Source organism: Agrobacterium sp. K11, assembly GCF_059429395.1.
Genome location: NZ_JCAHRB010000010.1, coordinates 211,047 through 222,339, shown reverse-complemented (window position 1 = coordinate 222,339; position 11,293 = coordinate 211,047). Strand labels below are relative to the sequence as shown.

Sequence of the window (11,293 nt, the reverse complement as noted above, 5' to 3'; positions counted from 1 at the left end):
ATGGCGGACCTGTCGCTTGACGAACTGATGCAGCTTGCATTGTCCGCCGCACTTGCCGGAGGCGCTGAACTGAGGACGCATTTCGGCGCCATGTCCCGCGATAGTGTTCAACGAAAAGCTTTGGGTGATTATGCGTCCAAGGCCGATCTTGCTGCCGAGGAGGCTATTGCCGCAGTTCTGGCAAGGGCAGGCGATCGCTACGGTTTCGTGGGTGAAGAAACCGGTACGCGCAAGCCAGACGCACGCCGCCGCTGGGTGGTAGACCCGCTCGACGGAACCAGCAACTTCATCTGGGGCATTCCCTATTTTGCTGTCAGCATCGCTCTTTGCGACGACGATGGCGAAATACTGGGCGTCGTCCTTGACCCATTGCGGGACGAGATGTTCACGGCAGTTCGAGGACAGGGTGCCCGGATGAACGGTAAGGAACTGACACGGTTGGAAGAGAAAAAGCCGGAAGAATCCATCATATCTCTATCTATGCCGATCCACGGACAGTTGAAGTCGATGGACCGCAGTACTTTCTTCCGGGCCCTGGATACCATCACCAACGAGACAGCAGGCATCCGCAGACTCGGCTCGGCCGCACTTGATCTGGCATATGTTGGCGCGGGCAGGCTAAATGGCTATTTCGAAGACGGCCTCAGCCATTACGACTACGCGGCTGGAAAGATCATTGCCCAGGAAGCCGGAGCGCTTGTTACCTCGCTTAGCGGCGGTGTTGTAAAGGACGGCGGTTCACTGTTGGCGGGAACGTCACCGATACATCAGTGGCTCAAATCCAAGTTTCAGCAAGGGGACACTCCAAGCTGAAAGGTCTCACAACCGCAGGCCGCTTTTGATGTCGCAACTGTCAAGTTTCAGACGCGACTGCTCTTAGTTCGCGGTAGATACCTAGAGACGCGTCCAGAACCTTTTCAATCTTTGTATCGATGCATCGTGCTTTTTCCAGAATGCAGGTTTGTGCGGTGATGAGCGTGCGCAAGTCTAGGGGCTGAAGCTTTCGGGTGGTCCTATGCGTTATCAGACGAGATGCGTGCACCTTGGTAACATCGACAGACTTCTCGTGGCTGCGTTCAGGCAGCCACCGGCGGCACCCGGCGCTGTCGCGCCACTTTTCTCACGGGGCTTTTCAAGGCCACAGGGCCTGTGTCTCTCAGGGCCGACACGACTGCCTGCGTCAGCGAAGCGGCAACGAAGTCGGCGCTTATGTCTTCTGGGTCGATTGGCGCTTCGCGCCCGCTTTCTCCCATCGGCAACAATATGCCGACACGAAGAGAAGGTCTTACACGCTTCAAACGACGCACGATCTGTCGTGCGTGCGATTTCGAGTTCTCATTGAGAAACGTAACGACAACGGTGTCGATATCGTCAGCCACCAGAGCCTTTAGATCTCGTCCTTCAATCACCGTATAGTCTGCTTGTCTGATCTGCGCACCCTGAACCAAGAGAACTTGCGATAACATCGCAGACGCTGCATCGTCCATGGCCCCTCTGCCTCCCAGGGATAGAATGGATCTGCCGTTACCGTCCGGTAGCGCGATTGTCTCTTTGGTCTCTGGCGCTGAAGTCAGTTCGTCTTCCGACAGTCCCTCGTTTTCCTCTTCGCTCGCAATCTCTGCAAGATTTTCAATGAGGGCATGGGCGCTGGAGGCAAGAAGCGCGATCTGAGCCTCTGTCATCACGCCGCGCTGGCGGTCCGCTTCGCCCAGAATCAAGGCAGGAAGACCAACTTTTTCGTAGTAGTCGATGAGATATTCCTCTTCGAGAAACTCTTCGGCGTTGTCAGTGGCTTCGTTGGGGTCGCCGGAGAGCAGCCGCTGGTAAAGCTTTTCCTGCGGTTGGAGGACTGGTTCATTTCCGAGCAGAACGTCCAGAAAACTGAACTCGGGGACATATCTGCCAAGAACGACCAGACACACCGTGAGAGGTGTCGACAGCATTAATCCCAGCGGTCCCCAAAGCCAGGACCAGAAGATTGCTGAGATGATGATCGCCATTGGAGACAAGCCGGTGTGGCTACCATAAAGCCAAGGTTCAACGACGTTATTGCTGATCAGTTCGGTGATGATGAAAAGTGCCGCGACCCACGCGACCAACGACCAGCTGGGAGAGATTGCAAGGGCGAGGAACAGCGGCAACACCATTCCGATAACGGGACCAATATAGGGCACGAAACGCAGAACCAGCGTCAGCAGACCCCATAGAATCGCGTTCGGAATGCCAAGCACCCAAAGCCCAATGGTGATGGGAAAGGCGTAAAGGGCATTTACCACCAATTGCATCAGAAGGTATTTCCCAACCCGTTTTCCAGCGTCCTGCAGCGCTGCCGTCGTGCGATGCAGGTCACCAAGTCCAACCAGCCTGATAAACCTGTCGCGAAGGTCCTCGCGCTCGATCAACATGAAAATCACAAGAACGATGACCAAACCTGCCGTTGCAAACGGGCTGATAAGCGGAAGAATGAAATTGCCAAGTGTCTCGACCGGATGGGATCGCGTGACGATTTCAACGGGCATCGGCTCTCGCATGGTTGGTGCGGTCGCCTGCTCGTCCTGACTTTCGACGGCGCGTGTCTGCAACTCGGCGCCGACACGCTCGACAACCTTGCTCAGATGTTCGAGCACACCATTGCCTGATCCGGCTTGGCTGAGCGCCTGAACCTTGGTGACGATATTGCGCTGATATGTCGGGATGTTTTCGGCAAGATTTGTCACCTGCGTGGCGACGACGAAACTGAACAGCGCAATTGCCATGAAGGCTGAGGCGACCGCCAAAATAACGGCGGCAATCTTGGGCACAGAGTGTTTTCGGAGAAAAGAGACAATAGGTGCCAGAGTGAATGTCAGGAGGAGAGCCAAGGCTAATGGCACGAAGATTTCCTGACCCACGTGCAGGATGACCGCGACGCCAATCAGAATGAGAATCGTTCGTCCAGAAAGCCTGGTGTTAGCCAGCGGACCTTGATGAGAAACGGCCATAAGTTTTCCGATGTCGTTTGTTGTTAAAGCGCCAGTGTCCATCAGCAGTCCGCCTTTAGATGCACCGATGTACTCAAAAAAAATGTGCCATGTCCGCATCTGCTTTATGAAGATCATCTTTAACTCGCGAAAGACGTTAAAGATGCAAGGGCGTGCCTCACATCTCTCTCTCGACCTAGCAGTCCTGTAGTAGCGCCAATGTAAGGGAGAATATTGCTTAAAAATTACTGTGGCCTATCGGAATCGAAAAAGGGGTGTAGGGCCTGAGCGATGAAGGGCGATTGGTGCTGTCACATAGGCAGGATCGAGGCGATTGAGCGTAACTGGTTCGGTTTCAATGGATGCAGATAGCTTGCGCAACGCTCTTGAACGCAACTCTCCACATCCCCATTCATATTAGGCTGAGGCATATCTCTTTTATGGAGCACGATTGTATGACAGCGAGAACGTGGAACGCCCACGGCACATCGGACGACTTCGTGGATGGTGCTGAGCGGCTCCGCCGTCTGCGGCGGCTGTCGGGCATCGCTCGTATGATGGACACTGCGATCCGCATTCCTGGCACGGGAATCCGTTTTGGTGCAGATTCCATCATGGGTTTGCTGCCACTGATTGGTGATGGTGCGGGCGCTATTGTCGGCCTCTATATCGTCAATGAAGCGCGCCGCCTTGGTGTGCCGCAGGAAAAGCTTGCGCGAATGGTTGGCAACATCGCCATGGATGCTCTTGTGGGCAGTGTTCCTGTCTTCGGTGATCTGTTCGATATTTATTTCAAATCGCACCGCCGTAATGTCGATATGATCATCCAGCACTTTGGCATCCATGGCGACGAGTTGCGGCGGAAGCGCAAATAAGCCTCGACGATGGCCCGAAAAATCCTGGCGGCGGTTCTGGAATCGCAGTCGAGGTGTACCGTTTCCTCATCGGTGGTCGAGACTGCGTCCTTCAGCCTGTTCACATTGTTGGCTGTCGCCTTAGGGCGGGTAGGCTCAACTAAGATCCTTCAGCGCCGGATAGAGGCCGCCCTGGCGGACGGAGTCGTCCCTGTTTCGCCGGGGTCAGCCGGCTTTCCTGCGCGCTCGCAATCCACGCGATGGCCGTCAAAACACCAATCCCAAATCTGGACGCTGCTGAGCGCGTCGATATGCCATCCCGTGACGCAGCTAGAACGCGGCTACGCAGACCGTCGTTGAAATCTCGGGCCATGTTGCCCGCGACCAAATCACCAGTCGGAGCGATGGAATAAGAATTCCGCCAGTAAGGGGGGCCTAAACGCGATTCCGCGTTCAACGGAAGTGATCTATAAATCCAATGGAAATCAGCCTGTGAACACTGCTGGGGACAGTTCGGCTCCTTTCAAGAGCTAACGATAAAGATACCTCTTGTCTCAGTTCAACAGACCCAACTTTTTTCTAAGCGCTTCCGACCAAACCGCGTAGCCTGCTGCATTCAGGTGAACCAGATCGGGTAAATAATAACGGAACATCGGCAGGCCATTTTCGCCAATGAGGCCGGCGTTCGGATCAAGCCACGTCGTGTGTTCGCGGCCGTTGCACCAGTCGCGCGCCGTCTGGTTGAAGAGATCGAATTCATGGCGGTATATCCAGCGCGCCGGACTGGGCTTGATCGCCAGAACAAACACGTGCGCCTGCGGTAGCGCTCGAGAGATGCGATCGCGCAAATCCTGCAGGTGTGCAAGCGTCGTCTGCGCCTTGAGGCCGTCGCTGGCAATATCGTTTTCGCCGAAATAAAGCGCCACTCTACCTGGCTTCAAGGGAACCAGGAGCCGGTCGAGGTAGTGGCTGGCAGAGAGGTAAGTGCCACCGCCAAATCCCAGATTGACGATATCCAGCGAGCCGAGATCCTCGGTGACGGAGCTCCAGATTCGAAACGAGGATGAGCCATACAAGGCGATCGGATTGTCTGGAAGGCCGATGCGCTGAATGCGGGCCAGAACGGCAATGATATCATTTTCGTGGCGGCTGGTGCCGATATTGGCTGGGAAGTCGTACATGATTGGCCCTAAAGATTGTCTTGAAAGCCGGATGCCGCCATTTCGGCAACCGGCGATCGGCAAGGGTTATAAAAGCGCTTGCCGCAGGACAGTCAGAGCGCCTTTTGTGAGGGCGTCATCCGCACCCATGGATGTCTTGAGCCCGAACACATCGGCGGCAACCAGATAGAGATCGTTCAGCCCGTCATTGCCGACGATAGCTGCCTCGTCTCCTTCCGCATACCATCCGGCCTCGCGGGCTTGCCGAAACTCCTGCCCGATGACCAGTCCTCGCACATAGGATCGCAACTGATCCGGCGAAAGCCGGCCCGCAAGCCCGCCGGTTCGCGCCGAAAACAGCAGCGACAGCATGGCGGCGGATCGTTTTGCCTCTGTCAGACCCCAGCGATAGGCCTCCTGATCATCGACCGGCGGCTGCGTGGAACCGCGCGCGATGAAGGAGTGATTGATAAGCAGGTTGAAGATTTCACCGGTGACGAATGTCTGGAAGCCATCGATCCTTCCCGCCGTCACCCGCGCCCATTTGCTGTGTGTTCCAGGGATGATGAGGGTGGCGTCTTCGCCTAGGCCGTGGCCGACGATCTGGGTTTCTTCACCACGCATCACGTCCGGGAAGGGCTGGCGGGCGGGATCGGTCAGACCGGGCAGGAACACGAGATCGGACCCGTTCGGCAGCGACCTGCGCACCGTGCCGGCGGTAAGTTCCGCCGGGCCGGCCGGGCACGGCACATAAGCGACCTCGACCCAGCCGTTGCGGCTGGTGATCATTCCGAGTGCGGCGACGGGCAAGGCCCCATGGCTTGAGAACCAGGGTGCGAGTGCATCCATCAGCGCCGCCTCGTGCTCACTCTTGCCAAGGCTCGAAATACCGTCGGCGGTTTCAAGATGATCGAGTTCTTCGCCGCCTTCATCAACGAGCGCCGCCCTCAATGATGTCGTTCCCCAATCGACGATGATCGATGTCGCCGGTGCTGCCATGTCTTGAACCTCCTCGTTCATTTCATCTTGGGGCTTGTCATAGGTCGAAAGTCTATATAGTGTCAATTAGTGAATTCAAGGTATCAAAATATGATACTTAATCGGGAGGAGAAAGATGGTGGCTGGCCTTAAGGGGATTTTGCCTGTTCTGCCTACGCCGTTTCTGGCTGATGGCGGCATTGACGAAGCGGGTATGAAGCGACTGGTGGTCTTTGCGCTCGACAAGGGCGTCGATGGTGTCGTGTTTCCCGGTTTCGCCAGCGAGGTGGAGACTTTGAGCGCCGCCGAGCGTGCGGCGTTGCTGAAAATTGTCGTCGATGTGGTAGCCGGGCGGATGCCGGTCGTGGCCGGGGCAAGTGCGGCCGACTGGCGTGATGTGGTTGAGCACGGGCGGGCGGCATCGGCGCTTGGCATCCGCCACCTGATGGTGCAGGTGCCCAAGTCGGTCGGCACGGATGCGCCGGCGCTGATCGAATTCCTCGGCAGGATCGTCGAGGCGCTGCCCGAAGTTGAAATCATCCTGCAGAACGCGCCCGCGCCGCGCGGCTCCGACCTTTCGCCGCAGGCGATCGTGGAGATCGTGCGGGCGTTGCCGCAGGTGACCTATGTCAAGGAAGAGACGCTTCCTGCCGGCCCAGCCATCAGCCACATCGTCGCACATGCGCCTTCGACACTGAAGGGCGTCATCGGCGGGGGCGGCGCGCGTTACATTCTCGACGAATATGCCCGAGGTGCTACGGCGGCAATGCCGGCGCTGGAGATCGCCGAGGAACATGTTGCCATCGATCGGGCGCTTGTTGCCGGGCGGCAGGATGAGGCTCGTCGGATTTATGTCCGCACCCTGCCTCTTTTGGTGCTGCAGGCGGTCTATCGCATGCGGCTGACCAAATATGTGCTGGCCCGCCGCGGCGTGATCGAAGGCGTCGGTGTGCGTGCGCCGACACCCGAGCTTGATGCGGCGGCCATTGCCGATATCGACGCCAATCTGGTCGAACTAGGCCTCGTTGCCGTGGAGGCCGCATGAACAGCCCCGTCGCAAGCGTCGAAGTCTTCACCCTGACCCAGCCGCGCAAAGTGCCCTATCTCGGCGCCTTGCGTGAAGGTGAGGTGGTCAATCCCAACGGCTATATCGTGCGCAAGGGAAATCGCACGGTCTACCCGACCTTCGACCGCAGCGTGCTGGTGCGCATGACGACCGAGGCTGGCGTCGTGGGCTGGGGTGAGACCTACGGTATCGTCGCCCCCGGCGCTGTCGCCGCTCTCATCAACGATCTTCTCGCCGGTTTCGTGATCGGCCGCGATGCTTCGAACCCTTCGGCGATCTATGACGACCTTTACGACATGATGCGGGTGCGCGGTTACACCGGCGGCTTCTACGTGGATGCGCTCGCCGCGCTCGATATTGCGCTATGGGATATTGCCGGACAGGAAGCCGGCAAGTCCGTTCGCGACCTGCTCGGCGGCGGCGTGGATACGTTTCCGGCCTATGTTTCAGGCCTGCCTGAAAAGACGCTCAAGGCCCGCGGGGAATTGGCGAAATACTGGCAGGACCGCGGTTTCAACGCCTTCAAGTTCGCAACGCCGGTGGCAGACGATGGCCCGGCGGCCGAAATGGCGAATCTCCGGAAGGTGCTTGGACCCGATGCAAAGATCGCCGCCGACATGCACTGGAACCAGACGCCGGAGCGGGCGCTGGAACTGATTGCCGAAATGCAGCCCTTCGACCCGTGGTTCGCAGAGGCTCCGGTCTGGACGGAGGACATTGCCGGTCTGGAGAAGGTTTCGAAGAATACCGAAGTGCCGATTGCAGTTGGTGAGGAATGGCGCACCCATTGGGATATGCGCGCCCGCGTCGAGCGCTGCCGCATTGCGATCGTCCAGCCGGAAATGGGCCATAAGGGTATCACCAATTTCATCCGTATCGGTGCTCTTGCTTCCGAGCATGGCATCGATGTCATCCCACACGCCACCGTTGGCGCCGGCATATTTCTTGCCGCCAGCCTGCAGGCGTCGTCGACATTGCCAACGCTCAAAGGTCACGAATTCCAGCATTCGATCTTCGAGCCGAACCGTCACCTGCTGGAAGGCGACATGGATTGCCGGGAGGGCAGGTATCACCTGCCGTCCGGACCCGGACTTGGGGTAAGGCCGTCGGAGGCGGCACTCGGTCTGATTGAACGTATCTGAACTGGTTTTTTGGAGGAGGAAGCCATGAACAAGACAATAAGCCGATTGGCGCTCGGCACCGCGACCGCCGTTTTGATGACAATGGGCAGCCTTGCCCCGGCCAAGGCCGATACCGTTCTGAAATTCATTTCCTGGCAGACGGACGATGCCGGCACAGGCGAATGGTGGCATTCGGCCATTGCCGCCTTCGAAAAACAGCATCCGGGCGTGAAAATCGAATTCACCAAGGCCGAGCGCAGCTCGTATGCCGACACGATGACGACGCTTTTTGCGGCCAACCAGCCGCCGCAGATCGTGCATCTGGCGTCCTTCGAATTTCAAATGTTTGCCGATAGCGGCTGGCTCGAGCCGCTCGACCCGTGGCTGAAGAAGGACGGCATCGACATGACCGGCTGGGCCGGCCAGCAGAAATGCGAATGGAATGGCGAAACCGTCTGCATCATGACCAACTATTTCGGTTTCGTGATGGCCTACAACAAGAAGCTTCTCGAAGAAGCGGGCGTCGCGGTTCCGAAGACCTATGACGAGTTTCTGGCCGCTGCGAAGGCGACGACCAAGGATTTGAACGGCGACGGCATTATCGACCAGTTCGGCACAGGCCATGAAACGAAAGGCGGTCCGGGTCAATATCTGACGGAGATGCTGAACTACATCCTCGACGCTGGCGCCTACTGGACCGACAAGGACGGCAATATCACCATCGATACGCCGCAGATGGTGGAGGGTCTTTCACGCTGGAAAACCGTGATGAAGAGCGGGATCAGCCCGGTCGACATGAGCGCCAGCGACGTGCGCAAGCTGTTTGCCGATGGCAAGATGGCGATGCGGCTGGACGGCCCCTGGCTTTACGGCACCACCGAAAAAGGTTCGGCCAAGACTGACATCATTTACGCCGCACCGCCGCTTCATCCGCCGCTTGGCGGTTCGTCCAATGTACTCGCCATGCCGGCCGATATTCCCGACGACCAGAAGGCATTGGTCTGGGATTTCATCAAGCTGACGATGTCACCGGAATTCCAGCGCAGCTATGCCACCCTTGGCGGCAACACCCCGCCAAGCCCGACCGCCGACGTCTCGGGTGTCGAAAAGACCATCCCGCATTTTCCGGTGCTGATCGAGACGATGAAGGCCGCGTCCGAGGCGGGGATCGACCGCATTCCGACCGGACTTGAGCTCTTCTACAACGAGTTCAGCAAGATGGTGATGGAAGAAAGCCAGCGGATGATCATTCAGGATCTCGATCCGGCGGCGGTGGCGAAAACCATGCAGGCAAAGGCCGAAGCCATCAAGGGTTGATCCCGTTGTCTTGCCATGGCCCGGAAAGGGCCATGGCCATCATCCGCATCCGGCAGGAGGACCATCCATGACCGAACCCGTTCGGGCTGGGCGTCGCAAGTTCTTCGATCTTGCGCGCCCCAGCCGGCAACATCTCCTCGGCTATATTCTGATCGCGCCCGCAGTCCTGATGGTTGCCGCCATCATCGTCTGGCCGCTCGTTTTGGCCATCGACCTGTCGTTCCAGCAGGTCAAAATACCTCGGCTTGGCGGTGCCAGCCGGCCGTTTTCGCTAAGCAATTACACATGGTTGTTCTCCTCGCCAGAATTCTGGCTGGCCTGCTGGGTGACGCTAAAGCTGGTTATCGTCGTAACCGCCGGCAGCGTCGCCGTCGGCCTCAGCACGGCGCTTCTGGCCAATAATCGCTTCAAGGGCCGCACCGTCGCGCGGCTGGGAATGGCGCTGCCCTGGGCGGTGCCGGAAATCATCGCGGTCGTCATCTTTGCGTGGATGTTCGACACCTCCTTCGGCCTGTTCGGTTGGCTGGCGATAAAGCTTGGTTTCACCGACCAGATGATCCCCTGGGTCAGCAGTTCCACGGCCGCCTTCTGGGCCGTTGCCATCACCATGGTGTGGAAGGGCTTTCCTTTCGTGTCGATCATGTGTCTGGCGGGTCTGCAGTCCATTCCCACCGATTATTACGCCGCTGCCAAGGTGGATGGCGCCAGTGTCTGGCAGCGTTTCCGCTGGATAACCATGCCGTTGCTGATGCCGGTTCTCGGGGTCACGCTGGTGCTGACCCTGCTTTGGGTGTTCCGCGACTTTTCCATCATCAAGGTTCTGACCGGCGGCGGCCCGCTGCGTTCAACCCAGACGCTGTCGATCATGACCTACGACCAGGCCTTCCAGTATCACAACTTCGGTCGCGCCGCCGCCGTCGGCGTGCTGACGCTGGTGATCTGCATCATTGCCAGCCTGCTGATGCTCGGCCGGCGCTCGAAATCAATCTACTGAGGAGGCTTTGATGAAACGTAGCTTTGCACAGAGCCTTGCCCTCTACGCGACGGTGATCTTTACGCTGGTGATGATCCTGTTCCCGGTCTACTGGCTGCTGGTTACCGCCCTTTCCACCACCGACGAACTCTACCGCCTGCCACCGACTTTCTGGCCGGACGATCCGCAATGGGACATTTTTGCCCGTGTCTGGGCGGCAAAGCCGATCCTTCTGTGGCTGTGGAATTCGATGCTTGCCGCTGTCGGCTCGGTTGCGCTGTCGATGCTGGTTTCGGTCAGCGCCGGTTATGCCCTGTCCCGCTATTCGATGCGGGGCGGCGCTACCATGGGAATGTTCGTTCTCACAGCCAAGATGTTGCCCGCCACGCTACTCGTTATCCCGCTGTTTTCGATCTTTTCGAGCTTCGGTCTGATCGGCAGCCTATGGACGCTTGTGCTTGCACATTCGACCATGATCATTCCCTTCGCAACCTGGATGCTGAAGGGTTATTTCGACACGATCCCGAAGGAACTGGAACAGGCTGCCATGGTCGACGGCTGCTCGCCGATCGGCGCCATGGTGCGTGTCGTGCTTCCCATCGCCACACCGGGGCTTGCCGCCACCGCGCTTTACGCCTTTGTGCTCAGCTGGGCCGATTACGCCTATGCGCGTACCTTTCTGGTCAACTCGCCGGACAACTGGACCGCCAATCTCGGCATCACCACGATGCAGGGCGAATATGTCACCTATTGGAACGACATCTCCGCCGCATCGGTGTTCATCGCGCTGCCGATCATCGCAATCTATCTGTTCCTTGAACGTTATTTGGTCGGCGGTTTGACCGCTGGCGCGGAGAAATAAGC

General features: G+C 58.1%; 10 protein-coding genes. 7 read left to right on the top strand and 3 right to left on the bottom strand.

What is annotated here, in order from left to right:
• Positions 1-813, top strand: a complete 813-nt coding sequence (locus AC5SEO_RS19380) for an inositol monophosphatase family protein (RefSeq protein WP_495363952.1) — start codon at positions 1-3, stop codon at positions 811-813.
• 263 nt (positions 814-1,076) lie between these two features.
• Here the strand turns inward: AC5SEO_RS19380 and AC5SEO_RS19375 are convergent, their stop codons facing one another.
• On the bottom strand, positions 1,077-2,981 hold the full coding sequence (locus AC5SEO_RS19375; RefSeq protein WP_495363994.1) for an AI-2E family transporter: 1,905 nt from the start codon (positions 2,979-2,981) through the stop codon (positions 1,077-1,079).
• Between the two features lie 434 nt (positions 2,982-3,415).
• Between AC5SEO_RS19375 and AC5SEO_RS19370 the strand changes: the two genes are divergently transcribed.
• Positions 3,416-3,835, top strand: a complete 420-nt coding sequence (locus AC5SEO_RS19370; protein ID WP_076844305.1) for a DUF4112 domain-containing protein — start codon at positions 3,416-3,418, stop codon at positions 3,833-3,835.
• A gap of 533 nt (positions 3,836-4,368) precedes the next feature.
• On the opposite strand, the gene AC5SEO_RS19365 is transcribed toward AC5SEO_RS19370, so the two are convergent.
• Together AC5SEO_RS19365 and AC5SEO_RS19360 are read right to left on the bottom strand one after the other, a co-directional pair.
• Positions 4,369-4,995: a GDSL-type esterase/lipase family protein gene (locus tag AC5SEO_RS19365; RefSeq protein ID WP_495363951.1), complete on the bottom strand. Its 627-nt coding sequence runs from the start codon at positions 4,993-4,995 to the stop codon at positions 4,369-4,371.
• Between the two features lie 66 nt (positions 4,996-5,061).
• Positions 5,062-5,973 (bottom strand): 2-dehydro-3-deoxygalactonokinase, encoded by a 912-nt coding sequence (locus AC5SEO_RS19360; RefSeq protein ID WP_495363950.1) that lies wholly within the window; start codon positions 5,971-5,973, stop codon positions 5,062-5,064.
• Between the two features lie 115 nt (positions 5,974-6,088).
• On the opposite strand from AC5SEO_RS19360, the gene AC5SEO_RS19355 reads away from it, so the two are divergent.
• From AC5SEO_RS19355 to AC5SEO_RS19335, 5 genes are all read left to right on the top strand, one after another.
• Complete coding sequence (locus AC5SEO_RS19355; RefSeq protein WP_495363949.1) at positions 6,089-6,997, top strand: dihydrodipicolinate synthase family protein; 909 nt, start codon at positions 6,089-6,091, stop codon at positions 6,995-6,997.
• The gene (locus tag AC5SEO_RS19350) at positions 6,994-8,160 is read left to right on the top strand and encodes a mandelate racemase/muconate lactonizing enzyme family protein (RefSeq protein ID WP_174004101.1); all 1,167 of its coding nucleotides are present in this window, start codon (positions 6,994-6,996) and stop codon (positions 8,158-8,160) included. The genes AC5SEO_RS19355 and AC5SEO_RS19350 overlap by 4 nt, the downstream gene beginning before the upstream one ends.
• 24 nt (positions 8,161-8,184) lie before the next feature.
• The gene (locus AC5SEO_RS19345; RefSeq protein WP_309510159.1) at positions 8,185-9,456 is read left to right on the top strand and encodes an ABC transporter substrate-binding protein; all 1,272 of its coding nucleotides are present in this window, start codon (positions 8,185-8,187) and stop codon (positions 9,454-9,456) included.
• Between the two features lie 67 nt (positions 9,457-9,523).
• Positions 9,524-10,450 (top strand): carbohydrate ABC transporter permease, encoded by a 927-nt coding sequence (locus AC5SEO_RS19340; RefSeq protein WP_013637453.1) that lies wholly within the window; start codon positions 9,524-9,526, stop codon positions 10,448-10,450.
• 10 nt (positions 10,451-10,460) lie between these two features.
• A complete protein-coding gene (locus AC5SEO_RS19335; protein WP_003492168.1) occupies positions 10,461-11,291 on the top strand; it encodes a carbohydrate ABC transporter permease in 831 nt (276 codons plus the stop codon).
• The last annotated feature ends 2 nt before the right edge of the window (positions 11,292-11,293 follow it).

Excerpts from the sequence above, each read along its gene's own strand:
- AC5SEO_RS19345 (WP_309510159.1), top strand. The coding sequence starts at position 8,185 with ATGAACAAGACAATAAGCCGATTGGCGCTCGGCACCGCGACCGCCGTT.
- AC5SEO_RS19335 (WP_003492168.1), top strand. The coding sequence starts at position 10,461 with ATGAAACGTAGCTTTGCACAGAGCCTTGCCCTCTACGCGACGGTGATC.
- AC5SEO_RS19380 (WP_495363952.1), top strand. The coding sequence starts at position 1 with ATGGCGGACCTGTCGCTTGACGAACTGATGCAGCTTGCATTGTCCGCC.
- AC5SEO_RS19360 (WP_495363950.1), bottom strand. The coding sequence starts at position 5,973 with ATGGCAGCACCGGCGACATCGATCATCGTCGATTGGGGAACGACATCA.
- AC5SEO_RS19340 (WP_013637453.1), top strand. The coding sequence starts at position 9,524 with ATGACCGAACCCGTTCGGGCTGGGCGTCGCAAGTTCTTCGATCTTGCG.
- AC5SEO_RS19350 (WP_174004101.1), top strand. The coding sequence starts at position 6,994 with ATGAACAGCCCCGTCGCAAGCGTCGAAGTCTTCACCCTGACCCAGCCG.
- AC5SEO_RS19370 (WP_076844305.1), top strand. The coding sequence starts at position 3,416 with ATGACAGCGAGAACGTGGAACGCCCACGGCACATCGGACGACTTCGTG.
- AC5SEO_RS19365 (WP_495363951.1), bottom strand. The coding sequence starts at position 4,995 with ATGTACGACTTCCCAGCCAATATCGGCACCAGCCGCCACGAAAATGAT.
- AC5SEO_RS19375 (WP_495363994.1), bottom strand. The coding sequence starts at position 2,981 with ATGGCCGTTTCTCATCAAGGTCCGCTGGCTAACACCAGGCTTTCTGGA.
- AC5SEO_RS19355 (WP_495363949.1), top strand. The coding sequence starts at position 6,089 with ATGGTGGCTGGCCTTAAGGGGATTTTGCCTGTTCTGCCTACGCCGTTT.